We start from the raw sequence: 24,544 nt of genomic DNA, 5'->3' as shown, positions 1-24,544 counted from the left end.
GTAGACGGCAGTAATTTTCGTATTACTGCCATGACTAATACGCTTATGAAACTGCACGAACTGGTGGTGTAAATTCCTTCACAAAGTAAGGCGCTATAGCACCGCCCTCGTTAAGTAATTTGTTTTTGTAGTACTCAAGGTATTCGGTCGTGTCATGATCATTTGGGTGGAAGTTAGGACGTAAGTAATCAAAAATCTGGCCAATAGTGCTACCAAATACACCATCTTTTGGACTAAAAATTAAGTTGACGCCACGACGTGCATCTTTCCAGAATTTCTTAGTTAGCATTTCTTGTGGTTTACGTAGTACGGGTACAAATAAAGTTGCTGTTGGAATAAGTCCTAAAATAGTGATGAAAGCCATTAAAAAGCCGGTTGCACGTAACGGATAATTACCGTTTAAAACCTGATAGACATCATAAGCAATATCTTTATGCTCAGATTCTTCAAGCATATGCCACATCCATAAAGCACGGCTTTTGGCATCGTCGGTATAATAGAAATTCTTTTCATGCTTCATCATGTATTCGGCAAGTACTGCCGTAAAGTGCTCAATACCCGCCATAAGTGAAAGCTTTAACGGCTGTGGGAATTTTAAAAACACATATTTAAAGAAGTTTTCACCTAAGAAACGATAAAAATCGACCGGATATTCCAGCTCTTTAATTGCATCATTGAACTCATTATGCAATTTTGAATGGATGGCTTCTTGACCAATAAGGGAAGTAACTCGCTGTTTTAAAATCGGGTCTTGAATAAATTCACGGTGGTGACGAGCTGTTTCAATCACCAAATCTTCACCATAGGTCAAGAAAACCGAAAGCGTTGCAAAGAACAATGTTGCAAACTGGTTGTTGACGTAAAACTCGATATCAATTTCTTTACCATCAAATCCGATATTTAAATGGCGAATTGGGATAGTTCCTTTATTTGAGAAATCTATCTTTTGATACTGAGCTATAACTGATTTAGGAGAAATAATATTTCGGATAGCTTGAGCGACCATTTTTGACACCCTATAAAATTTGTTAAATACAAGGCAGCGTCGAATCAAACAGGTAAAGTTGTCTTTAGATTATTTCTTGCAATCTTTAACTGCTCTAGAACAAAAATTTGCTCGAATACATCTGCCTTGCCATGTTTTATGAACCTAAGTGTTGTTAAGTTCACCAAATCAGATTAAATAGTGCGCTTGATGTACCACTCGAACAAGGACAAAAAAAGCCAACCTACTTTGAAACTTTTTGCCAACTTAAATATTTTTTGATTATTTCAAACAACTTATATAACCTACTCTTATTCATAATTATTTAAATAAAATACATTTGTCCTAAAATGATAAAAATATGGCTTTAAAAGATAAAAAATGAAATATTATGCCTACCCTTCCTCGCATCTCATATCAAAATTTCAGCGTTCCAAAAATCACACTAAGCTTTCTGTTTTTAGAGCTTTATTGCATAAATGAAAACGATAAACTGCATTCAGAGAAAAAAATTGGATGAGGAGAATAAATCATGTTTGATATGCGTTTATCTCATGAGCGTGGTGCAGCACATCATGGCTGGTTACAGTCAAAACACACGTTTTCATTTGCAAATTATTGGGACCCGAAACAAGTCGGCTTTTCAGATTTGCTTGTGATTAATGACGATACGGTTGCTCCATCAAAAGGCTTTGGTACTCACCCTCACCGTAACATGGAAATTATTTCTTATGTGCTTGAAGGTGCGTTAGAACATAAAGATTCAATGGGTACAGGTTCGGTTATTGTGCCTGGTGATATTCAGTTAATGAGCGCAGGCCGTGGGGTTGCACATAGTGAATTTAATCACTCTGCTCAAGAAAACGTGCACTTCTTGCAAATTTGGGTGGTTCCAAATGAAGTGAACACAACACCAGGCTATCAACAATTGCATATTTCCGAGGAAGACAAACGCGGTAAATTGCACTTGATGATTTCACCAAAAGGTGGCGAAAAAACTTTATCCATCAAACAAGATATTAATATTTATTCAGGTCTTTTTGATGGTGAAGAAACAGCAGAATTTGCAATTCCAGAAGGTCGTTATGTTTACCTACATGTGGCAAAAGGCCGTATTGATGTAAACGGTAAAACCTTTAATACAGGTGATGCTGCACGAATTCGTGATGGAGGCAAGTTATCATTTACTAATGGTGACAACGCCGAAATTCTGATTTTTGATATGCGTCCGGAAGAAATTCCAACCATGCCATAATCAACAAAAAACACCTGCGAAATATACGCAGGTGTTTTTTTATGTTTATTAAAAAGAAAAATTATGAATGGTCTTCCGAGCGTGCCATTTCAGTGTTGATATAACTCATGATCATAGTTGTTAACCCTTGCACCATTTCATCAAAACTAATAAATGGGTTAGGTAAAATAAGATGCCTTGCTACGTTAAAAATACCGCTATTAATACAAATATAGGTAATTACAGGTAAATTATTAATTTTTAAATATTTAGGATTATGCATCATATATTTCATGATGACTTCCATTAAAGCCTGTTCAATTTTTGGAATATATTTGTCGTATTGCAACTCACCTGCGTAACGTAAAACGGTTAAGTAACGGTCATTATTTTTCTTTAATAAATCACTGAACGTATAAAAAATCATTTCAATGACAGGCTCTAATTCCAACTCTAAAATTGTAGGGGTTAGCTCTTTAATCATGTCGAGAATTTCACTCACAAAGTAGTGATTCATCGCATCATAAATTTCTTCTTTATTTTTAAAATACTCATAGAGAGACCCCACACTCACCCCTGCAATTTCCGCAATATGACGTGTGGTGGTACCACTTGGTCCATGCAAAGCTACGGCAATAAAACCTGCTTCAATAATGGTATCGACCGTGACTTTGGCTCGTGCCTGACGGGGTTTTCGCGTAGACATATTTTCTTATTAATAATCCGAACATAAGCTCAGGTTAGCATGTAATTTAGCCCCACCCTAATAAAAAAACAAAATCCGAATAGTTGTCAAATTTCATAGAGTAATTTTTATAGGAGCATGGCTAAACATACTTATGAGCTCTTTTATTATTAGGTAATTATTTTTAAATAAATTTAAATTATTTAAATAAAAATCAATATATTAATAAATTAAAAAACTATTTTTTTATTCTATTCATGCATTAGATGGGAGCTTATAAAACTTAAAAAGTTACCCGAATTGAATCCGAACATAAACTCAGATTAACATGAAAAAATCCAAAAAGAGGTTGATTCATTTTATCAAGTTCCCCTCTTTTTCCGTTATTCAGTCAAATAATCAAACAAATAACGGAGCAACATCACCGTAGTCAGTAAGCAGACAAAATGCTTTTTGAAAATGGAATTTACAGTGCCCTGTTGGAAATCAAAGCTTTTGGTTTTCGACGTAGCTGCACTATCACTGATTGATCTGAAGGTGTCGCCATGATCTCGACCACAGTTAAAAAATCACTAAACAAACTCAAATTTTACCGTGAAATCGAGTTACCAGATTTTGCCAGTAAAGGATCTATTCCAATCCGTCATTTAAATATCGGGTTTGATGGTAAAGAGATTGATGTTGAATTCTATATGAACAATCAATTTGCCACCTTGTTTTTTGCTACGCTTTCAGTATTTCTAACCTATGGTGAAGATTTGGTGATCGAGACTGCCCGTCACCACCGTGAATTTATTCAAGACCCAGTGTTAAAACAGCGTGTTACTTCCCTTATTGGTCAAGAAGCGATTCACTCTAAGTTGCATAATGAATATAACGATGCACTTAAAGATGTTGAATATCCGGTCGATTTATACCGTTTCTTGGGCGAGAACTTCTTTAAATATGTGTTTTTGAAATTTCCGCAACCGCTTAAATTATCAATGATGGCTGGTATTGAGCATTTTACGGCTGTACTTGCCGAATACATGATGAAACATGAGAAGAATTTCTACTATTCAGACGATGCCAAAAGCCGTGCGCTATGGATGTGGCATATGCTTGAAGAATCTGAGCATAAAGATATTGCCTATGATGTTTATCAATTACTCAATGGTAGCTACCCACTACGAGCTTCTGGCTTCTTCTTAGCTTTCTTTACTATTTTAGGTCTAATCCCAGCAACTACCTTGTTTATTCCTGTTTTAAGAAAACCACAGGAAATGCTGACTAGAAAATTCTGGAAAGACGCTCGCCGTGGTGTCGGACTTATCTTTGGTCCAAAAGATGGCGTATTCGGTAGCACGATTGGCCAGATTTTCGATTACTTACGCCCTGACTTCCACCCAAATGATCATGATACCACTGAATATCTAGAGTACTACAAAGACAAATTACTGAAGGAAGGAGGTGCAATTGCGCCTTACTTTGTGAAGGAATTTACTCCGCCTGTACGCTTGTCTTAACTGGCTTGCAACCAGTCACTCAATGGCTGGTTTTCCTTAAATCTATTTCGGGATGAATCATGATTTTATTTGGTAAAAAGAAAGTTAAACCAAGCCAAAAAGCTTATGCCGTTGTGACTGGCGCAGGCAGTGGAATTGGGCGGAGTTTTGCACTTGAACTGGCAAAACGTGGTGGTAGCGTAGTGTGTGCAGATATTAATTTAGAAGCCGCAGAAGAAACGGTAAAGCTTCTTGAACAAGAAGGCGCAAAAGCTTTTGCCATGCGCTGCGATGTGGGTAATGCAGAACAAGTGAACCACCTAGCTGAAACTGCTGAAATTTTACTTGGTCACCCTGTGACCCTTGTCATTAATAATGCAGGTGTGGGATTAGGCGGTAAGTTTGACGAACTCAGTCTAGAAGACTGGAACTGGGTCATGAATATTAACCTTTGGGGCGTTATTCATGGTTGTCATGCATTTGTGCCAAAGTTCAAAAAACTAGGTTATGGCGCGATTATTAATGTGGCTTCGGCGGCATCGTACACGGCTGCTCCAGAAATGACTGCTTATAACGTAACGAAAGCGGGTGTTCGTGCGCTGTCTGAAACACTTTCGGCTGAACTTCGTAAATTTAACATTAAAGTCAATGTGCTCTGCCCGACTTTGGTACCCACCAATATCATTAAAAATGGTCGTATTCCGGGCCGCTATTCCAAGCTTGCAGACCATGCACTCATGAACTACGCACTCACCACAAGTGACGATGTCGCCAAACTCACACTTAACCGTCTTGATCAGGATGAGCTTTATACCATTCCTCAAATCGACGCGAAGTTGTTCTGGCTCATGAAACGTGCATCTCCAAGCTTGTATACCAAATTCCTTGGTACATCGTACAAATTATTTAAATAAGAAATTTTATAGGTAGTACCCATATGACTGCTCAAATGAAAACAAATACATCAGCAAAAAAAGCTGTCAATTCGCCTAGCCATATTTACGATACCTTTATTGTGGGTGCCGGAATTTCCGGTATTGCCGCAGCAATTCGTCTCGACCAAGTGGGCTATACCAACTACAAAATTATTGAAAAAGCAGCACGTGTAGGTGGTACTTGGCGTGAAAACACGTATCCGGGCTGTGGCTGCGATGTACCTTCAGCTCTGTATTCATACTCGTTTGCCCCAAGTGCAAAATGGAGTCACTTATTTGCACGCCAACCGGAAATTTTAAGTTACTTAGAAGATGTAAGTAACGAGTTTAATATCACGTCTAAAATTGAGTTTAACAACGAACTGCTCAATGCTGCTTGGGACGAAACACGCCATTTATGGGTACTTGATACAACTAGTGGTCAATATCTATCGCGAACTGTTATTTTTGCAACAGGTCCAATTACCGAAGCACAAATTCCACGTCTTGAAGGTTTAGATACCTTTACTGGTGAAATGTTCCATTCGGCAAAATGGAACCATGACTATGACTTAACTGGAAAACGCATTGCTGTAATTGGTACTGGTGCATCTGCTATTCAGTTTGTGCCACAAATTCAACCCAAAGCAAAAGAGCTATTTGTGTTCCAACGTACAGCACCTTGGGTACTGCCAAAACCAGATACCGACTTGGGCGAGTTGAGTAAATCCGTCATTGCCAAATATCCAGCGATTCAGGCAAGCTGGCGTAAAAGTGTAGCGCTAACGTTGAATGCAATTAACTTTGGTTTACGTAACCCACTTGCGCTAAAACCAGTAAATGTACTCGGCAAGCAATTACTTAAACTTCAAATTGCAGACCCTGAGTTACGTAAAAACGTAACGCCTAATTTTGATATTGGTTGTAAACGTATTTTGTTTGCTAACAATTACTACCCTGCACTACAAGCACCGAATACCACGCTTATTCCACATGGTTTAGTGAAGGTTGAAGGAAATACGGTGATTGCTGCCAATGGTGAACGCCACGAAGTTGATGTGATTATTTGGGGCACCGGGTTTGAAGTATCTCACCCGCCAATCGGTAAACGTGTGTTTAATGAAAAAGGACAACGTTTAAATGATTTATGGAAAAACACTTCACCAGAAGCTTACTTAGGAACCAACATTGAAAATGTACCAAATGCATTCTTAGTTTTGGGACCAAACGTACTGGTTTATGACTCGTTTATTGGCTTGGCAGAAGCACAGCTCGACTATATTGTAGATGGCTTGCTAAAAATTAAAAACAAAGGGATTAGCAAACTAAACGTTAAGTCTGATGTGATTAAAAAGCACAACGACTTGGTACAAAAGCATCTGCAAACCACTGTATTTAATAGTGGTGGCTGTAAGAGTTATTACCTTGATGCTAACGGTCGCAACTTTGCAGCATGGCCGTGGTCATTGAAAAAGCTGAAACAACGCTTGAAAAAACTAGATTTGAAAGATTATGACGTCATATATCAAACGTCAAAAACACATTAATTTGTAATTTTGACCAAATCAGTTGTAAGTAATAGGCAGTGTATTTTTGTTTTTGATAAAATACACTGCCTTTTTCATTATATCTTCAAGAAATAAAAGAACAGGTTAAAAATGAAAGAAGGTCAATCAAGCCGTACTGCCGAAGCCGCCGCTGCCTTACGCGCAAATCACTTTAAAAATACGACAAACCCTGTATTTTCAGACCCCTATGCTTTTGAAATGACCAGTAAGGGTTGGAAAAAGCTTTTATCTACTCCGCTCATTGTTAAATTAATGAATTCTCCCCTTTTAAACCGCACCTTAGGTTTATTGAGTGGGCAGGTTGTGTGCCGATCACGTTATGCTGAAGACTTACTTAATCAGGCTGTTCAACACAATATTGAACAATATGTTTTGGTTGGAGCGGGTTTAGACTCTTTTGTATTACGTGAGTCACAACATTACCCAACTTTAAAAATTTTTGAGGTCGACCATCCTGATACTCAAGCTGCGAAACAATCCAAACTCAAAAAACTAGGAAATATTCCTACTACTGTTGAATTTGTTGCTATTAACTTTGAAAAAGAATCTATCTCTGAGGCGCTTGCCCGGAGTCACTATGTACGAAAAGCTCCGGCTTTCTTTTCTTGGTTGGGTACTACTCATTATTTAAAACCGGATACTACACTGCAAACTTTAAAAAGTATTGCTGAGTTTGCTGCAAACGGTAGCGAAGTAGTACTCGACTATTCAACCGATTTTCAGGAGCTAAACGGCATTGAGCGACTCGGGAGTATCGGTGTTGCACAGTTTACCCATTTACTGAAAGAACCTTTATTAGGCCAATTTAAACCTTCAGATTTACACAATGCTGTTAAAAACATGGGCTTTGAAGTGGTTGAAGATTTGTCTGGTGAAGCTATTACTGAACGTTATTTTTATAAGCGTGCCGACAATATACGCCATACATCAGCGACGCGCTTATTGCATTTGCGTTTAAAAAAATAAAGATACTTGGGTTATCGGTTATTTAACCGCATGGCATGAGGTGTTTTCCCATGCCATCTTTTATAAGCATGAATAAAGCTGGCAGGCTCTGCATAACCTAACCATTCGGCAATTTGCTCAACCGAAGCTTTTGGTAACGCCAAATATTGCTCTGCTAAAACCTGTCTAACCTCTTCACGAATTTGGATAAAAGTCATTCCCTCTAATGCCAAATGGCGGCGCAGGGTTCTTGTATTTAAATGCAGCCGATCAGCGACTATTTCCATAGATGGCATTTCCCCACGCGTACTCATTAGCTGTTGTTGCACTAAGTTTGTAAATTTATTTTGTGATTGGCGTTTTTCTAATATTTGACGACATTGTTCTTCGGCTGTATGTAAAACTAGATCATTTGCCATAAGTAGCTTCTGGTCTACTTTTTGCGGATCAAGAATCACAAAACTTTTGGCTGCGCCAAATTCCGGCATAACCCCAAATAAATTCCGATAAGGCTCTACATCGCCTTTAGGTTGAAAAGAAAAAGCCAAATATTGGCAAAAATTATCCTGCACCAAATCTCGCTGTACCGTAATGAGCGCAGCCGCATCTCGTTCAATAATGAATTGACGAACTGATAAGGGAATATCTTGCTCATCAATTTCGATACGGATTCCTTCTGGTGTATCCGATACCTCAAAGCGAGTAAAAGCAAAAGTTAACGTGAAATAGGTTAAAGCCAAATCTAGTGCTTCGCGAATGCTGGCGCTACTCATCAGAGCCATGCCTAATGGCCCAAATGTGGTGAAATGATAGCGTGTGCCCACTTCTAAGCCTAATGTCGGTCTGTCTCCTAGTTGCTCAACCAAGTTATGAATCAACTGTAATTCCTGATGGCCTGTCACCACCATATTAGGATCAAGTAATTGTTGTTGGCTAAGTCCAGTCCCTTTTAAAATCGTCTGATAAGAAATGCCTGATTCCATCGCGAAATCAGCCATTAACCGAACACTATGTACACTGCGTTCAAATGCCCATGCATACTTCACTGTATCGCTCAGAATGTCCTCGAATCACAATATTTTGTCCTCATCCATCCTCTAAATCAAGTTAATAAACGTCTATTCTGCATACAGGAAATTGCGTTTTTTTCGCTCACTGTTTTTAAGGATTTTAGAGCAGCCTATGTTTAATTCGTCGTCTAATTCAAATAAAAATGTACGCATCGCCATTATTGGCACTGGCTTTGGTGGTCTAGGACTTGCCATTCGTCTCAAACAAGCAGGTTTTGAACAATTTACTCTATTTGAAAAAGCTGCCGATGTAGGTGGTGTCTGGCGTGACAATACTTATCCGGGTGCTGCATGTGATGTGCCGTCGCATCTTTATTCTTTTTCTTTTGAACAGGAACTTGGTTGGAAAAATCGCTACGGGACATCTCAAGAGATTTATCAATATTTGCGTCACTGTGCCGATAAATATGATCTTCGTCCGCACATCAAATTTAATACTGAAATAGCCAGCGCCGAATTTGATGCTTTGCAAGGCGTATGGCATATCCAAAGTACGGCTGGTGAACAGTTTGAAGCAGAATTTTTAGTGGGCGCGGTAGGCCAGCTCAACCGTCCTGCCTATCCAAAACTTAAAGACATTGAAAATTTCAAAGGTAAGGCATTTCACTCAGCACGCTGGGACCATGACTATGACTTAACTGGCAAACGTGTTGCAGTCATTGGTACAGGCGCAAGTGCGATTCAGTTTGTACCTGAAATTGCAAAACAAGTGGCTCACCTAGACGTTTATCAACGCTCGGCACCGTATGTCATTCCTAAACCAGATCGGGTTTATCAACCTTTAGAGAAAAAAGCTTTCCGTAAACTGCCGATCTTGCAAAGTCTAGACCGTGCCTTGCAATATGGTCATCATGAAATTCGCCTACTTGCTTTTACAACTTCACTCAATGAAATGCCTTTGGTGGAATATTTATTTCAGCGCCACATTCGAAAAGTTGTTAAAGATGGAAAGTTACGTCACCGCTTAATGCCAGATTATCCAATTGGTTGTAAACGTATTTTAATTTCTAACCACTGGTATGAAACACTGACTCAACCTCATGTTGATGTGATTGATACAGGCATTCAAGAAATTACCGAACATGGCATTTTAGACACGGAAGGAAATCTACGTGAAGTTGATGCCATTATTTACGGTACAGGTTTTACGGCGACTGAATTTATGGCGCCAATGCAAATTACTGGACTTGATGGTCGCACCTTAAAAGAAACATGGAAAGATGGTGCTGAAGCTTATTTAGGCCTGACAGTAAACGGATTCCCTAACTTCTTTATGCTGTATGGGCCAAATACCAACCTCGGGCATAACTCAATTGTTTATATGATTGAAAGCCAAGTAAATTATATTTTAGATGCGCTGCGCACTACTTTGAAAAATAACCTGCTGTTCACCAACATTCGTGCCGAAATTCAACACGAATTTAATCAAGATATTCAAGAGAAAATGAAAAAAACGGTGTGGGCGCAAGGCTGTACCAGTTGGTACCAAACTGCTGATGGTAAAAATACCAATAACTGGCCGGGTTTCACTCTTGAATATCGTCAACGCACTCGTCGCTTTGACATTGAAAACTACACTCAGGTGTCGGCTATTTCTTAAATAAGCTTCGCCATAGGAAATGAGAAAAATAAACGGAGAATTTTATGAAGTCTTTTAAAAATAAAGTCGCAGCTGTGACAGGTGCGGGTTCAGGTATTGGACAAGCAATTGCCATAGCACTCGCTAAACAAGGCTGTCACCTGGCACTTTCTGATATTAGTGAAGCTGGGTTAGCCAAAACAGTCGAGCTGTTAGCGCCCTACTCTGTCAAAGTCACCACTCAAAAAGTTGATGTCGCTAAACGTGATGACGTTGCAACTTGGGCAAAAGCAGTTGTAGATGAACATGGCCAAGTTAACCTGATTTTTAATAATGCTGGTGTCGCGATTGGTAGTACAGCGGAAGGTGTGAGCTATGAAGATCTTGAATGGCTCATTGGTATTAATTTTTGGGGCGTGGTTTATGGCACCAAAGAATTTTTGCCTTACTTAAAGCAAAGTGGTGATGGGCATATTATTAATATTTCCAGTATGTTTGGCTTAACAGCTCAACCGACCCAAAGTGCTTATAACGCCAGTAAATTTGCCGTTCGTGGTTTTACTGAATCATTGCGCCAAGAACTTGATATGCAAAATGCTGGTGTGAGCGCGACTTGTGTGCATCCGGGTGGTATTCGTACCAATATTGCCAAAGCTGCACGTATGAACAATAGCGTCCAGTCTTTAGGAATGGACCCGCTAAAAAGCCAAGACGCTTTCGATAAATTACTTCGCACTCCTGCTGATGATGCAGCTCAGCAAATTTTGGAGGCTGTTCGTAAGAACCGTCGCCGTTTACTTATTGGAGCCGATGCAAAAGCCGTTGATGTAATTCAGCGTATTCTTCCGCAAGGCTACCAAAAGATCTTTGCAACCGCGACTGCTTGGCAAACTCGACTACTTAATAAGTCAGCAAAATAAAAATAGTGGTCAGCATACTCTTGATTTTCAGAGATGCTGACTAATCTCACCTGCTTAGTATGAGTGCTTATCATGAAGCAACTTCTCGCATGGACCATTCGTACCACACTACGCCCAGCTTTATCTCCTAAAACGCCAGTGAAATTACAACGTTTTTGTAGCGATGCGGCCAGTGCTATTGTGCTTGGGCCACGTGGTTATCAAACTAAAAAGCAAAATATTGCTCAAGTACCGACAGTTCATATTCAGCCTAAAACGACCAAATCAGGGCTCGGCATTTTGTATTTGCATGGCGGTGGCTATGTAGTGGGTAGCTCAAAAAGTCACACGAAGCTTGCAGCTCAGATCGGACATGCAGCTCAGGCACAAGTCTGGTTAGCTGAATATCGTTTAGCCCCAGAACATCCAAGCCCTGCTGCTATTGAAGATAGCATTGCAGTCTATAAGGCTTTACTTGCTCAAGGACAAGATCCCAAAAAACTTGTGATTGCTGGTGACTCCGCTGGTGGCGGCCTGAGCTTAAGTACAGTTATTGCGCTAAGGAACGCAGGTTTACCTTTACCAGCGGCATTAGTTTTACTTTCACCTTGGGTTGACTTAAGTCTTTCAGGAAGCACGCTGAAAACTCATGCTGTTCAAGATGCAATGCTCTCAGAAGACTGGTTAGTTTGGTGTGCAAAAAACTATTGCGGCCAAAAATCGGCAACCGATCCGACCTGCTCCCCACTTTATGCTGACTTAACCGGATTACCACCGGTTCTGATCCATGTTGGTACCGAAGAAGTTTTATTAGATGATGCGAAACGTCTTGCAGAACAAGCCGAGAAATGCGGTATTCCGACCACATTTAAGATTTATGACAAAGTTGGGCACGTTTTTCAATTCCATGCAGGTATACTAAAAGAATCCGATGACTCAATTAAGCGCATTGGACAATTCATTGATAAACACATGCAGTCAATATAAAAAATATCACTAGACAGGAGCCTTTGGCATGGCATCAAACAATTATGACTATGATTATCTCATCATTGGTTCAGGCTTTGGCGGTAGTGTTTCTGCCTGCCGTCTCACCGAAAAAGGCTACTCAGTTGCTGTAATGGAAATGGGGCGTCGTTGGAAAGCTGAAGATTTTGCTAAAAATAACTGGAACACACGCCGCTGGATCTGGCGTCCGGGTATGAAACTTTTTGGTTATTTCAATATGCGTTTTTTTCGCCATGTCACTATTATTTGCGGTAATGCCGTAGGCGGTGGCTCAATTACCTATGCCAATACCCTGCTCGTTCCACCCGAACACATTTGGGATGAAGGCACTTGGGCAGATGCTGCGGACTGGAAAAATGAAATGCCGCAGCACTATGCCGAAGCAGAACGTATGCTTGGAGTGACTGACAATAAAATACTTGGCCCTGCCGATCACATGTTAAAGAAAATGGGTGAAGCGGTAGGTGTAGGCCATACCTTTAAACCGACTCGTGTTGCAACCTTTTTTCCTCCCGAAGGCGAAGAAGGTGGAAAGACTTATCCAGACCCTTATTTTAACGGTGAAGGACCAGATCGTGGCACCTGTACAGCATGTGGTGGCTGTATGACAGGTTGTAAACACAATGCAAAAAATACTCTAGATAAAAATTATTTGTACTTTGCCGAAAAAAATGGCGCCAAGGTTTATGAAGAAACCAAAGTGGTTGATGTTAAACCACTCAATGGCAAAGTCGATGGTAGTGATGGTTATGAAGTCACGACTGAATGCTCAAGCTCATGGTTTAACAAACAACGTCGTACTTGGCGGGTTCGTAACGTAATTTTCTCGGCATCTTCTTTGGGCACCCAAGAAATGCTATTCCGCTTAAAACAATCTGGTTCTCTACCAAATATTTCTGATGATTTGGGTAATCGGGTACGTACCAATGCGGAGTCTATCTTAGGAGTCCGTTTCTTTGATAAAGATGTCGATATGAGTAAGGGCGTTGCAATTGGTTCAAGCATCTATATTGACCATGATACTCATATTGAAGCGACACGCTACCAAAGTGGTTCCGATGCTATGGGTCTCATGTGTACGTATATGGCAAAAGGTAAACCAGGTTGGACACGTATTTTTTATTGGTTATGGGTACTCATTAGCCATCCACTTATATTCTTACGTATGAGCAACCCTGTTGGTTTTGCACGTCAAACCTTAATTTTCTTAGTAATGCAAACTGCCGATGCTTCAATTAACATGCGTTTAAAACGCAATTGGTTCTGGCCTTTTGGCAAGGTTTTGTCGAGTGAAGGAAAAAAGCTTCCTGTTTATATTCCACAAGCCAATACCTTTACTGAAAAAGTCGCCAAAATGTTTAATGGTCATCCAATAACGACCATTACCGAAATTTTATTTAATGTGCCTTTTACTGCTCACTGTATGGGAGGCTGCGCGATTGCATCTAGCCCAGAACAAGGTGTAGTCGATGGCAAAAATCGTGTGTTTAACTATAAAAATTTATATGTTGTAGATGGCTCTATGTTGGGTGCCAATTTAGGTGTAAACCCAAGTTTAACCATTACTGCTCTAGCAGAACGTGCAATGTCTTATATTCCGGCTAAACACACTTTGGATGAACAACCAGACTATCCAATAACGGAAGAAACCATAGAGATCACGAAAGCCTCTGCCTAAACTAGCAAGTTGTTTTATAAAAAAAGCCTATTTAAAAATAGGCTTTTTTATTTAGTTTCTTAAATTACATCGCTACCGCTTTAGCACGAGCTGCATGCAATTTTTTATAACTCTCAATTAGACGTAAATGGCGATCAAGCCCTTCTAGTTTCATGCTTGTTGGCGTTAAACCATAGAAACGAACGCTACCGTCGACAGAACCTAATACCGCATCCATTCGTGTGTCACCAAACATACGGCGGAAGTTAGTCAGGTAGTCTTCAAGCTCTAGTTCTTCATCTAATATTACTTCAAGTACCACGTTCATACATTGATAGAACAAACCACGCTCAACGGTGTTGGTGTTATATTGCAAGTAAGTTTCGACAAGCTCTTTTGCTTCTTCAAATTGTTGTAATGCAACATAAATGAGCAATTTCAGTTCTAAAATTGTGAGCTGTCCCCAAACTGTATTGTCATCAAATTCGATGCCAATGAGTGTGGTAATTTCAGTGTAATCGTCTAGCTCACATTCCTCTAAGCGCTCAACCAACGCCTCAAGCTGTTCATCATCCAAACGATGCAAATTTAAAATATCTTCACGGAATGCAAGTGCCTTATTGGTATTGTCCCAAATCAGATCTTCAACAAGATAAATTTCTGAATAATCAGGAACTAAAATACGGCAAGCGGTCGCACCTAAGTGCTCATAGACTGCCATATACACTTCTTTACCCATCTCTTCGAGAATACCGAACAAAGTTGCAGCTTCTTCTGCATTCGACTCTTCGCCTTCGCCAGAAAAATCCCATTCAACAAAGTCATAGTCAGATTTAGAGCTAAAGAAGCGCCAAGAAACTAAACCGCTTGAGTCAATAAAGTGCTCAACAAAGTTATTCGGCTCAGTCACTGCATTACTTTGGAAAGTCGGTTGAGGTAAATCATTTAAGCCTTCAAAACTACGGCCTTGAAGTAATTCGGTCAGACTACGTTCCAACGCAACTTCAAAACTTGGATGCGCACCGAAAGATGCAAACACCCCACCCGTACGCGGGTTCATTAAAGTTACACACATTACAGGGAACTGACCGCCTAATGATGCATCTTTAACTAATACAGGAAAACCTTGCTCTTCTAAGCCTTTAATACCAGCCACAATACTTGGGTATTTTGCTAATACGTCTTCAGGAACATCTGGAAGTGCAATTTCACCTTCTAAAATTTCACGTTTTACAGCACGTTCAAAAATTTCAGACAAACATTGAACTTGAGCTTCTGCCAAAGTGTTGCCTGCACTCATACCGTTACTTAAGTACAAGTTTTCAATTAAATTTGATGGGAAATATACAACTTCACCGTCAGACTGGCGCACAAAAGGTAGCGAGCAAATGCCACGCTCTATATTGCCTGAGTTGGTATCATATAAATGCGTGCCAAGTAACTCATCATCTGGGTTGTAAATCTCAAGACAATATTCATCTAAGATTTCTTTAGGTAATTCACCATTTGGACCCGGTTTAAACCATTTTTCATCTGGATAATGCACAAATTCAGCATTGGCAATATCTTCACCCCAGAACTGGTCGTTATAGAAGAAGTTACAGTTTAAACGCTCAATAAACTCGCCCAATGCAGATGCCAAAGCACTTTCTTTAGTGGCACCTTTACCATTGGTAAAGCACATCGGAGACTGTGCATCACGAATGTGTAACGACCATACATTTGGGACAATATTACGCCAAGACGCGATTTCTATCTTCATGCCCAAATTTGCCAAAATAGCAGACATATTGGCAATGGTTTCTTCTAATGGTAGATCTTTACCTTGAATATAGGTATGGTTTTCTGAAGTTAAACTTGGCAATAACAATGCTTGTGCATCTGCATCAATGCTTTCAACTTCTTCAATAATAAATTCAGGAACCGTTTGAATGACTTTTTTAACAGTACAGCGGTCAATCGAACGTAAAATCCCTTGGCGATCTTTTTCTGAAATATCGGCTGGTAATTCAATTTGAATTTTAAAGGTTTGCTTATAGCGGTTTTCAGGATCAACAATATTATTTTGCGATAAACGAATATTATCGGTTGGGATATCTCGAGCTGCACAATACACTTTTACAAAGTACGCTGCACACAATGCTGACGATGCTAAAAAGTAGTCAAATGGGCCCGGTGCCGAACCGTCACCCTTGTAGCGAATTGGTTGATCGGCAATTACCGTAAAGTCATCGAACTTAGCTTCCTGTCGAAGATTGTCGAGATAATTAACCTTGATTTCCATGCTGGCACCTAAATATTTTTATGTGTCAGCACAGACACATAAAATTCTAAATATTGAAAAATAAGCCGAATCACAGCGAAGAAATTGACTTAAAAAAATGAGAGATTAAAGCCATGTGTTTAATGAACAACTCAATGGGCTTTAATAAGATTGGCGGTATTATAGAGTGATTTTGTGAAGTTGATAACTAAAGTTAAAACATTGATGGTCACAATGTTTTAACTTGTCTTGAATTTAGTTAAATATTAACCATTAAAATTTAAAGGTGTAATCAACATTCAAACGCGTTTCATTTGCCGAGTGGAAGGTCATATTCGTTGGCATATCATTACGGTAGTGAGAAAAGCGGGCCCGCACTCCTAAGCCTTTTAATTTACCTTCAGGAATTTTATAGCCCAAATCAAACTCCATCGACTCTTCTTTAAAACGCTGATCACCATATTGCAGCAAATCAATATCTTCACCTTTGGCATAACGGGTCATAAAGCGCAGTCCATTCAATGAAACATCCCCCATCCGCGCATTTTTAAAGTCATATTCATAACGAATCGAATAGACTTTTTCATCTTTATTTGAGTAGTCCGAACTCATAAAATCAAGCACAACTGGACTTTCTGTTCCCGACAAAAATGGCAAACCAGTCGAACCAAATGACTGCATATAACCCAAAGAAACCGTATGATTTTGATAGTTCAAACCAAATAGGCCGCTAATATGACGGTTATCAACCTCTCCTATTTTTTTACTTCCAGTTTCCTCACTATTAAAAAACCGCACGTCACTTAAAAAATTAAGCTGGTCATTTAAAGGCTGCTTTCCGTTAAAACCCAAAAATTGTTGCTGATAAATATCTTTGAGTTCAGCATGGTAAGCCCGTAAACGATAGTCTTTTAACTGATAACTTCCACCTAAAGTATAAAACGAGTCAGTGGTGGCAGCTTTGTCAAATCGATGGTTGATATTGTCTGTTCCAACATCGGTATAACGAATGGAATCGCGCTGCCGCACTTCGTCGACATAAAAACCTTCGAGTTGAAGATTTGGAATTTCATTTGAAACAAAGCGAATACCGCGATAAGTCTGAGGGAACAAACGCGCTGGTGATGAAAATATGGTTGGCAATTGTGGAACCAAATCGCCCACAAAAAGCTCATTTTTTCTAAATTTAGCCTTCGCTGTAATGCCTATTTTTCCATAATAATCATCACGTGAGTTATCGGTATTCACTGGGAGTAAGCCACTACGTGCATAGTCATCTGCCCGATTTCCCATTAGGTTAAAACCCGCCATTGCAAGTACATCAACACCGAACCCAACTGTCCCTTCGGTATAACCCGACTGTCCTTTAAAAATTAAACCCTGTGCCCAATCTCTAGCTGCGGTATACGGATATGGGTCTTTTTTATAGTCTCGGTCAAAGTAAAAATTACGCAGTGTCAGCTCAGCTTTACTGTCTGCTATAAACTCGGCATGCACAACTTGACTAAATAATGGGCACAAGCATACCCCCACCCATAATGGTGTCTTTTTCATTTTTTAACTCAACTATTTAATTTTTAGTGGATTAAGGTGCTGTTTTAAGTGAGAAGTTTTGCTCTTTTTGACTGCGGTAAAAAGCGCTACCCAAACTCAAAATCAGGAAAATAGCCAAAATAAACACCACACCGTAATAGGCATACAGCGTTGCAGGTGCAATACCTTTATCTAAGAAAATGCCTGCGACCGTTGGCGATAAAATTGCCCCAATCCGACCAAAACCAATGGCATAACCCACGCCGCGACTACGGATTTCAGCATCATAAATTGTTGGAGAAATAGAATATAAACCTGCCACACAACCGTTAATGAGGGTGCCAAGTAATAAACCGACTATGAGTGCAATGCTGACTTGAGATGAGACAGCAACAAATAGGAAAACACATGCCGAGGTTAGCCCTAAAAACAGACTTAAGGCATAAAAGACTTTCATGCGCGATGCCAATAAACCAATAATGGCCGCCCCGAAAATACCGCCAATACTAATTAAAATGCCGGTACTTACACCTTGTTCAGGCGACATTCCCATTGAAATCAGAATTTTTGGTGTCCAGCTCATGACAAAGTAAAAGCCAAACATCACTAAAAAGAATGCAAACCAAAGACAAAGTGTCTGCAACCCCTGCTGCCCTGAAAATAATTTACCAATATCACCTGTATTTTTTTGATTATTCTGGCCGTAATAAGGTAAAGCTTTTAAAGCAGTTAACCCCATACGATTTACTGTTGCGTTAATACGTTCTAATGCCTGTTTTGGTCTTTTTGCCAACAAATAATCTAAAGATTCAGGTAATAACCAGGCACTAATCAGCAACATCACTATGGTTGTGATCCCCCCTGCCAAAAAGATTGAACGCCAACCTAAATGCTCAATCAAGGCCAGTGAGAGTACTCCGCCTAGTGTCGCACCAATGCCATAACCTGTAGACATTAAGCTCACTGCGAGACTGCGCCAGCGTGCATTGGCATACTCACTTGCCAAGACATTACTACTCGCAAGAATCCCGCCTACCCCAATTCCGGTAATAAACCGAAGTGCTGCCAACATGCCATGACTTTGCACCAAAGCACAGCACAACATGCTAAGACCTGCAATCACTAAACAAACCAAGATAAGTAAACGGCGACCGATTTTATCGGCTAAAGGCGCAAGAAAAATTGAACCGGCAGCCATCCCAAAAAGACCTGAACTCAGCAATAAGCCAATTTGTGCCCCTGAAAGTGACCATTCTGCTGACACTGATGGAGCAGTAAATGCCATTACCATCACGTCAAAGCCATCAATAATATTGAGACAAATACAGATCAAAATGATGAACCATTGATAACGGCTCATATTATTTTGATTGATCTCACTTAGAACATCTCTTTCCATTTATGCATCTCCCAATGTGGATAAGAGATACACACGACATTGCTAATATGAGCGATTGGGTGGTTATGCATATCCGTATCCATCATGACCTAGAGGAATATTTGTTTTTTGGAGCATCCTGCTCTTTTTCTATACTGAATATTTGGATCCAAAAAATCAACAATATTTTTAAAATTTAATAACCATCAAATTAAATAGCTGAAAAATATAAGTATAATTTATTTAAAATTACAAATGTGGATCCATAAAAATTTATCTATTTTCAATTTTACAACTCAAAGGATTTCTCCTTATCCCTCTTTTAACCCAATAAATATGGATCCAAATTAAACTTCAATGACCAAAACTTTTAAAAAATAAAAAAAATCTGAATTAATATTAAAGATATAAACAATCAAGGAAAGTAATGTAAAAAAAGATCCTGTTTATCAATTGACCAATATTTTTATTTACTATAAATTGGATCCAATAAGTGATAAGGAGTCGTCACAAATGTTTATTAAAAATGCATGGTATGTAGCTTGCCGTCCAGAAGAAATCCAAGATAAACCATTAGGTCGCACCATCTGTGGTGAAAAAATCGTTTTTTATCGTGCTAAAGAAAACCAAGTTGCAGCTGTTGAAGATTTTTGTCCGCATCGTGGTGCCCCACTCTCACTGGGATATGTCGAAGATGGCAACCTCGTCTGTGGTTACCATGGCTTAGTTATGGGCTGTGACGGAAAGACCGTTTCAATGCCAGCTCAACGTGTAAACGGTTTCCCATGTAATAAAGCATATGCAGTTGTTGAAAAGTTCGGCTTTATTTGGGTATGGCCAGGTGAAAAAGCTTTAGCAGATGAAGCAAAACTGCCAACTTTAGAATGGGCAGATCATCCCGAATGGAGCTATGGCGGAGGCCTGTTTCACATTCAGTGCGACTATCGCCTAATGATCGACAACCTAATGGATTTAACCCACGAAACCTATGTTCACTCAAGCAGTATTGGGCAAAAAGAAATTGATGAAGCCCTGCCTGTGACTAAAGTTGACGGTGACCATGTCATAACCGAACGCTATATGGAAAATGTGATCGCACCTCCATTTTGGCAAATGGCCCTTCGCGGCAATCATTTGGCAGATGATGTACCTGTTGACCGTTGGCAACGTTGCCACTTCTTTGCGCCAAGTAATGTTCACATTGAAGTAGGTGTCGCACATGCTGGACAGGGTGGTTATCACGCACCAAGTGACAAAAAAGTTTCCTCAATCGTGGTCGATTTTATTACGCCGGAAACTGAAACATCACATTGGTATTTCTGGGGAATGGCACGCAACTTCCAGCCAGATAATGCTGAACTCACCGATCAAATTCGTGAAGGCCAAGGCAAAATCTTTACTGAAGATTTAGAAATGTTGGAGCAACAGCAACAAAACATTTTAAATAATCCACATCGCAAATTACTGATGCTCAATATCGATGCAGGCGGTGTCCAGTCCCGTAAGGTCATTGACCGACTACTTGCCGAAGAAAATAAAACACCTCCTGAAACATTCACACAGAAGTTTCCAAACATTCGGATTATTTAAAGGAGCATGGACATGGACGTTATTATTCAAAAAATTCACCAGCTCACCCCGACTATTCGTGCGTTTGAATTGGTTGCAGCAAATGGTACGGAGCTGCCGAGTTTTGAAGCAGGTGCACATATTGATGTGCATCTGAAAAATGGCCTCACTCGTCAATATTCACTTTCAAATTGCTGTAGTGAAAAGCATCGTTATGTGATTGGTGTTTTACATGATGCCAATTCACGCGGTGGCTCACGTTGCATTCACACCGAATATCGTGAAGGCGATCATTTAAAAATTGGTGAACCTCGTAATTTATTTGAAATTCACCCTCAAACCAAACAAGCGGTTTTATTTGCGGGTGGTATTGGTATTACCCCTATTTTGTCGATGGCGTATCGGCTTAAGTCGGCCAATACTCCTTTCGAATTGCACTACTTTGTTCGTAGTCATGAAATGATTGCCTTTTATGGCAATTTAACCGAGCACTTTAGTGACCAAGTCCATTTTCATATTCAAGACCAACCTAACACCGAATGTAATATGGCAGAGGTTTTGGGCCAAGCTTCACCTGATAAACACTTATATGTGTGTGGGCCTACAGGATTTATGCAGTTTGTCATGAATTCTGCCGAGCAAGCGGGTTGGCATAGCGAACAGTTACATCAAGAGCATTTTGTCGCGCAAAAGGTAGATGCATCTAACGATGAAGCTTTTACTATCGAAGTGAAAGGTACGGGCCGCCAAATTGAAGTATTACCAGAGCAGACTGCAACAGAAGCATTAATTGCGAATGGTTTTGATATTCCTGTTTCATGTGAGCAAGGTATTTGCGGCACATGTATTACTCGCGTTGTAGAAGGTACGCCAGATCATCGGGATCTATTTATGACCGATGAAGAACATGCTTTAAATGATCAGTTTACGCCCTGCTGTTCTCGTGCAAAAACTAAACATCTTGTGATTGAGCTTTAATACCTCAGTTCCTTTATTCAAAAATAAAGGAACTTCTTTTACCTTAAGCGCTGAGAATATTTCTTAGGGTTTCACCTAAAATTACCACACTACTGTGTTCACGCATTAATGTTTCAGCACGCCCTGCCTGACGATTTACCAATGCATCGAAAATCGAACAATGCTGCAAATGTGCATAGTGCAAACGGCGATATTCTGACAAAGCTTGGTTCTGGTCATAAGTAATGGCTTGAGCAGAAGCCATCGGCAATTGATTGTTTTTAGCCAACGCTTGGATGAGCGCAACGTTTTGCGCGCCTTCAATAATCGTGTCATGAAAGATGACATTAAAATGATGATAACGTTCTAGTTCAGCATCACCAAACTCGTCCTTTTCATTAAAGAGTTTTTCAGTTTCCTGAATGCAATGTTGCAACGTCTTTTTCTGCTCTTCGCTTAAACCTTGTTCTGCCAAAGTTTTCGCAGCCAATCCTTCCAGTACCCCTCGCACTTCAAGTGCGTCATGCACCAGTTTTCCGGAAATTTCACGAACCGTGTAACCACGAGTTGGGTTTTTAATGAGGAGACCTTCTTGTTCGAGCAACCGAAAGGCTATACGAACAGGCTGGCGCGAAACACCAAGTAACTCGGCAGTAGGAATCTCGGCAATTCTGGCACCGCCTTCAAGTTCCCCTGAAATAATCATTTTTCTTAGTTTTAGTAAAACTTGTTGTCCTGAAGACATTCGTTGCCACACATCATCAAAAACGTCACTTCGATGCTAGCAAGTTCATTTGCAAAATGAAATCAATTTTCTGTGTGAATCAGTACTTAGCAATTTATCTCAACCTAAACAAATACACTTATTTAAAATTTTTAAGATTATTGACCATAATATCGAGATTATTACGAATTAAATAAGCCAGGTTAATATCAATACCTTCAAGCATTTTTTCTTCGACTTTTAAAACCACTTCATTGCATTTGTTTAACTTTTCAATCCCGCTTTCGGTCAAGGTAATTAAAATACGTCGGCCATGTGTCGGATCCGGCTTTTTCTCAATCCAGCCATTCACCAGTAAATCTTGCAAAATTTTATTGGCAGATTGCGGCTTTATGAAAGAACGCTCAGCAAGTTTGGCATTGGATACATTACTTTTTGAAGCTAAAACAGAAAGTGCGGTAAATTGCGGTAAGGTAATTTCAAGCTCTTTTAAATGTTCTGTTAAATGTTTACTAATAATTCGGTCAACACGAGCAATCATGTAACTTAACTTAGGCTCATCTTCTACTTTTTTTTGAACTAAATTCGAACGTACCATAACCTTTCAATCATCATAAGAAAATCTGTAGTGAAAGTATGAGGTTCTAACCCCATACTTTCGTTAAAACTTAGCGAGCACCTGAGCTTTGTACTAAATGTACAGGCTGTTTAGGTTTTTTGACAAGAAGTAATGCAGAGATCGCTGCAATTAAAATCACTGGAATACTTGAACCAATCACAATGGTCGAGCTTTGTCCAAGTGAGAGTAAAAAACCAGCCATTAAAGGCCCTGCAAATGAACCAATACGCCCGATTGCAACCGCTGCGCCAACTCCGGTTCCACGCATTTCGGTTGGATAATACATGGCAGCCAAACCATACAATGCCGATTGTCCACCCACAATGAATAAACCACAACCCACTGCCGAAAGTGCAAGTAAAGCCACGGTCGGAGAAATTGCTAAACAACACAGCGAAAATAAAATGCCGAGATAAATCAGCTTAATCACAAAACTCATGCGTAATTTATCAAGCAATACACCCATCAGAACCGAACCTAAAATTCCACCAACGTTGTAGCCCATCTGTACATAGTTCGCCTGTAGTTTCGATAAGCCTTGCGCACCCATCAGCAACGGCAACCAGTTCAACAAAAAGTACAACACCACCAATGTGCAGAAAAAACTTATCCAAAGCTGAATGGTCGACATACGACGTTCTTTGGCAAATAAAACTTCAAAGAATGGCGTGGTTTGCTGTGCTTGAACTTTACGTTGCAGATAATCATTTGACTCAGGTAAAAAGCGCATAATCAGTGGGATTAGTAAAATAGGTGCAATCCCTCCGATATAGAAAATATGACGCCACTCTGCATCGCCTGCCAACGACATAGCAACGACGGAAGTGAGTAAGCCACCAAAAGGAATGCCACTATACATCACACTAACCGCAGTACCTTTGTGCTGGTCAGGTACGGCTTCAGAGGCAAGCGTAATCATCATGGGTAGTGCCCCACCCATTCCTAAACCAGTACAAAAACGAATGAGTAGTAACAGACTAAAATTGGCCGCATAGGCGGTTAGCAAAGACATAATTCCAAAAAGTAAGATACTAAAAATCAGAATTTTCTTACGCCCGACAATATCGGCAAACCGACCACCTAATATTGCGCCTGGGAGTGTTCCCAAAATTGCAGCACTAAATGCCCACGCCATCTGGGCATTATCCAACATAAACTCAGCCCGCATTCGTGGAGCGGCTACCCCCATTGATTGAAGATCAAAGCCTTCAAAAATTGCTATGGCAAAGCACAGTAGCAATGTGATTTTTGCCCTTGAAGGCTGTCCTGATATTTTTTCCATTGTGTTGTCCTTTATTGACTAGTCGTTCCATTTAGCCCTTTGTGTATTATTTTTAAACACACCAAAAATATCAGTTAAACTTATTAAAAAATCAACACATTTTTATTTAAAATTAATTTTTAAAATAATTAATATTTAAAATACAACAAATTATAAAATATTTATGAAATTTTCCAAAAAAGACTTGAATG

At 39.8% G+C, this 24,544-nt stretch carries 20 protein-coding genes; 11 read left to right on the top strand and 9 right to left on the bottom strand.

What is annotated here, in order from left to right:
- Positions 1 to 43: 43 nt before the first annotated feature.
- A complete protein-coding gene (locus CSB87_RS15430; RefSeq protein WP_004709868.1) occupies positions 44 to 1,006 on the bottom strand; it encodes a metal-dependent hydrolase in 963 nt (320 codons plus the stop codon).
- Positions 1,007 to 1,517: 511 nt separating this feature from the next.
- On the opposite strand from CSB87_RS15430, the gene CSB87_RS15425 reads away from it, so the two are divergent.
- The gene (locus CSB87_RS15425) at positions 1,518 to 2,240 is read left to right on the top strand and encodes a pirin family protein (RefSeq protein WP_000459994.1); all 723 of its coding nucleotides are present in this window, start codon (positions 1,518 to 1,520) and stop codon (positions 2,238 to 2,240) included.
- A gap of 61 nt (positions 2,241 to 2,301) precedes the next feature.
- On the opposite strand, the gene CSB87_RS15420 is transcribed toward CSB87_RS15425, so the two are convergent.
- Entirely contained in the window at positions 2,302 to 2,925 is a 624-nt protein-coding gene (locus CSB87_RS15420) for a TetR/AcrR family transcriptional regulator (RefSeq protein ID WP_002156858.1), read from the bottom strand.
- 524 nt (positions 2,926 to 3,449) lie between these two features.
- On the opposite strand from CSB87_RS15420, the gene CSB87_RS15415 reads away from it, so the two are divergent.
- The 4 genes from CSB87_RS15415 (at position 3,450) to CSB87_RS15400 (ending at position 7,836) form a co-directional block, all read left to right on the top strand.
- A complete protein-coding gene (locus CSB87_RS15415; protein WP_004888059.1) occupies positions 3,450 to 4,409 on the top strand; it encodes a metal-dependent hydrolase in 960 nt (319 codons plus the stop codon).
- Positions 4,410 to 4,468: 59 nt separating this feature from the next.
- A complete protein-coding gene (locus CSB87_RS15410) occupies positions 4,469 to 5,302 on the top strand; it encodes an SDR family NAD(P)-dependent oxidoreductase (protein ID WP_002156874.1) in 834 nt (277 codons plus the stop codon).
- A gap of 23 nt (positions 5,303 to 5,325) precedes the next feature.
- Positions 5,326 to 6,849: a flavin-containing monooxygenase gene (locus CSB87_RS15405; RefSeq protein WP_004888060.1), complete on the top strand. Its 1,524-nt coding sequence runs from the start codon at positions 5,326 to 5,328 to the stop codon at positions 6,847 to 6,849.
- A gap of 111 nt (positions 6,850 to 6,960) precedes the next feature.
- Positions 6,961 to 7,836, top strand: coding sequence for a class I SAM-dependent methyltransferase (locus CSB87_RS15400; RefSeq protein ID WP_004888062.1), 876 nt, complete (start codon positions 6,961 to 6,963; stop codon positions 7,834 to 7,836).
- 11 nt (positions 7,837 to 7,847) lie between these two features.
- Here the strand turns inward: CSB87_RS15400 and CSB87_RS15395 are convergent, their stop codons facing one another.
- On the bottom strand, positions 7,848 to 8,861 hold the full coding sequence (locus CSB87_RS15395) for an AraC family transcriptional regulator (protein WP_004888064.1): 1,014 nt from the start codon (positions 8,859 to 8,861) through the stop codon (positions 7,848 to 7,850).
- Positions 8,862 to 8,997: 136 nt separating this feature from the next.
- On the opposite strand from CSB87_RS15395, the gene CSB87_RS15390 reads away from it, so the two are divergent.
- From CSB87_RS15390 to CSB87_RS15375, 4 genes are all read left to right on the top strand, one after another.
- The gene (locus CSB87_RS15390) at positions 8,998 to 10,485 is read left to right on the top strand and encodes a flavin-containing monooxygenase (protein ID WP_004888067.1); all 1,488 of its coding nucleotides are present in this window, start codon (positions 8,998 to 9,000) and stop codon (positions 10,483 to 10,485) included.
- Positions 10,486 to 10,529: 44 nt separating this feature from the next.
- On the top strand, positions 10,530 to 11,384 hold the full coding sequence (locus CSB87_RS15385) for an SDR family NAD(P)-dependent oxidoreductase (RefSeq protein WP_004888069.1): 855 nt from the start codon (positions 10,530 to 10,532) through the stop codon (positions 11,382 to 11,384).
- A gap of 72 nt (positions 11,385 to 11,456) precedes the next feature.
- Complete coding sequence (locus CSB87_RS15380; protein ID WP_004888070.1) at positions 11,457 to 12,350, top strand: alpha/beta hydrolase; 894 nt, start codon at positions 11,457 to 11,459, stop codon at positions 12,348 to 12,350.
- 28 nt (positions 12,351 to 12,378) lie between these two features.
- Positions 12,379 to 14,049 (top strand): GMC family oxidoreductase, encoded by a 1,671-nt coding sequence (locus tag CSB87_RS15375; RefSeq protein WP_004888072.1) that lies wholly within the window; start codon positions 12,379 to 12,381, stop codon positions 14,047 to 14,049.
- 64 nt (positions 14,050 to 14,113) lie between these two features.
- On the opposite strand, the gene CSB87_RS15370 is transcribed toward CSB87_RS15375, so the two are convergent.
- The 3 genes from CSB87_RS15370 to CSB87_RS15360 all read right to left on the bottom strand — a co-directional run bounded on the left by CSB87_RS15370 (position 14,114) and on the right by CSB87_RS15360 (position 19,223).
- A complete protein-coding gene (locus tag CSB87_RS15370; RefSeq protein WP_004888074.1) occupies positions 14,114 to 16,312 on the bottom strand; it encodes an OsmC domain/YcaO domain-containing protein in 2,199 nt (732 codons plus the stop codon).
- A 252-nt stretch (positions 16,313 to 16,564) separates the two neighbouring features.
- Positions 16,565 to 17,845, bottom strand: a complete 1,281-nt coding sequence (locus CSB87_RS15365) for an OprD family outer membrane porin (protein ID WP_004888076.1) — start codon at positions 17,843 to 17,845, stop codon at positions 16,565 to 16,567.
- Positions 17,846 to 17,876: 31 nt separating this feature from the next.
- Positions 17,877 to 19,223 (bottom strand): MFS transporter, encoded by a 1,347-nt coding sequence (locus CSB87_RS15360; protein WP_004888078.1) that lies wholly within the window; start codon positions 19,221 to 19,223, stop codon positions 17,877 to 17,879.
- A 492-nt stretch (positions 19,224 to 19,715) separates the two neighbouring features.
- Between CSB87_RS15360 and CSB87_RS15355 the strand changes: the two genes are divergently transcribed.
- Positions 19,716 to 20,792, top strand: coding sequence for an aromatic ring-hydroxylating oxygenase subunit alpha (locus CSB87_RS15355; protein WP_004888080.1), 1,077 nt, complete (start codon positions 19,716 to 19,718; stop codon positions 20,790 to 20,792).
- A gap of 12 nt (positions 20,793 to 20,804) precedes the next feature.
- The gene (locus tag CSB87_RS15350; RefSeq protein WP_004888083.1) at positions 20,805 to 21,749 is read left to right on the top strand and encodes a PDR/VanB family oxidoreductase; all 945 of its coding nucleotides are present in this window, start codon (positions 20,805 to 20,807) and stop codon (positions 21,747 to 21,749) included.
- 43 nt (positions 21,750 to 21,792) lie between these two features.
- Here the strand turns inward: CSB87_RS15350 and CSB87_RS15345 are convergent, their stop codons facing one another.
- From CSB87_RS15345 to mhpT, 3 genes are all read right to left on the bottom strand, one after another.
- Complete coding sequence (locus CSB87_RS15345) at positions 21,793 to 22,485, bottom strand: GntR family transcriptional regulator (protein WP_079377001.1); 693 nt, start codon at positions 22,483 to 22,485, stop codon at positions 21,793 to 21,795.
- 106 nt (positions 22,486 to 22,591) lie between these two features.
- Complete coding sequence (locus CSB87_RS15340; protein WP_004888086.1) at positions 22,592 to 23,050, bottom strand: MarR family winged helix-turn-helix transcriptional regulator; 459 nt, start codon at positions 23,048 to 23,050, stop codon at positions 22,592 to 22,594.
- Between the two features lie 70 nt (positions 23,051 to 23,120).
- Positions 23,121 to 24,353: a 3-(3-hydroxy-phenyl)propionate transporter MhpT gene (gene mhpT / locus CSB87_RS15335; RefSeq protein ID WP_000411717.1), complete on the bottom strand. Its 1,233-nt coding sequence runs from the start codon at positions 24,351 to 24,353 to the stop codon at positions 23,121 to 23,123.
- Positions 24,354 to 24,544: the final 191 nt, after the last annotated feature.

The organism is Acinetobacter sp. AR_0276, from assembly GCF_003000705.1.
Classification (GTDB): Bacteria; Pseudomonadota; Gammaproteobacteria; order Pseudomonadales; family Moraxellaceae; genus Acinetobacter; species Acinetobacter nosocomialis.
Note: the sequence above shows the minus strand (reverse complement) of the source record. Positions and strands in the feature narration are given on the sequence as shown.

What these genes read in the sequence shown, in the direction of transcription:
- CSB87_RS15400 (WP_004888062.1), top strand. Translation starts at nt 6,961, where the DNA reads ATGAAAGAAGGTCAATCAAGCCGTACTGCCGAAGCCGCCGCTGCCTTA.
- CSB87_RS15410 (WP_002156874.1), top strand. Translation starts at nt 4,469, where the DNA reads ATGATTTTATTTGGTAAAAAGAAAGTTAAACCAAGCCAAAAAGCTTAT.
- mhpT (WP_000411717.1), bottom strand. Translation starts at nt 24,353, where the DNA reads ATGGAAAAAATATCAGGACAGCCTTCAAGGGCAAAAATCACATTGCTA.
- CSB87_RS15375 (WP_004888072.1), top strand. Translation starts at nt 12,379, where the DNA reads ATGGCATCAAACAATTATGACTATGATTATCTCATCATTGGTTCAGGC.
- CSB87_RS15425 (WP_000459994.1), top strand. Translation starts at nt 1,518, where the DNA reads ATGTTTGATATGCGTTTATCTCATGAGCGTGGTGCAGCACATCATGGC.
- CSB87_RS15340 (WP_004888086.1), bottom strand. Translation starts at nt 23,050, where the DNA reads ATGGTACGTTCGAATTTAGTTCAAAAAAAAGTAGAAGATGAGCCTAAG.
- CSB87_RS15350 (WP_004888083.1), top strand. Translation starts at nt 20,805, where the DNA reads ATGGACGTTATTATTCAAAAAATTCACCAGCTCACCCCGACTATTCGT.
- CSB87_RS15380 (WP_004888070.1), top strand. Translation starts at nt 11,457, where the DNA reads ATGAAGCAACTTCTCGCATGGACCATTCGTACCACACTACGCCCAGCT.
- CSB87_RS15405 (WP_004888060.1), top strand. Translation starts at nt 5,326, where the DNA reads ATGACTGCTCAAATGAAAACAAATACATCAGCAAAAAAAGCTGTCAAT.
- CSB87_RS15360 (WP_004888078.1), bottom strand. Translation starts at nt 19,223, where the DNA reads ATGGAAAGAGATGTTCTAAGTGAGATCAATCAAAATAATATGAGCCGT.
- CSB87_RS15370 (WP_004888074.1), bottom strand. Translation starts at nt 16,312, where the DNA reads ATGGAAATCAAGGTTAATTATCTCGACAATCTTCGACAGGAAGCTAAG.
- CSB87_RS15420 (WP_002156858.1), bottom strand. Translation starts at nt 2,925, where the DNA reads ATGTCTACGCGAAAACCCCGTCAGGCACGAGCCAAAGTCACGGTCGAT.
- CSB87_RS15390 (WP_004888067.1), top strand. Translation starts at nt 8,998, where the DNA reads ATGTTTAATTCGTCGTCTAATTCAAATAAAAATGTACGCATCGCCATT.
- CSB87_RS15430 (WP_004709868.1), bottom strand. Translation starts at nt 1,006, where the DNA reads ATGGTCGCTCAAGCTATCCGAAATATTATTTCTCCTAAATCAGTTATA.
- CSB87_RS15355 (WP_004888080.1), top strand. Translation starts at nt 19,716, where the DNA reads ATGTTTATTAAAAATGCATGGTATGTAGCTTGCCGTCCAGAAGAAATC.
- CSB87_RS15385 (WP_004888069.1), top strand. Translation starts at nt 10,530, where the DNA reads ATGAAGTCTTTTAAAAATAAAGTCGCAGCTGTGACAGGTGCGGGTTCA.
- CSB87_RS15415 (WP_004888059.1), top strand. Translation starts at nt 3,450, where the DNA reads ATGATCTCGACCACAGTTAAAAAATCACTAAACAAACTCAAATTTTAC.
- CSB87_RS15365 (WP_004888076.1), bottom strand. Translation starts at nt 17,845, where the DNA reads ATGAAAAAGACACCATTATGGGTGGGGGTATGCTTGTGCCCATTATTT.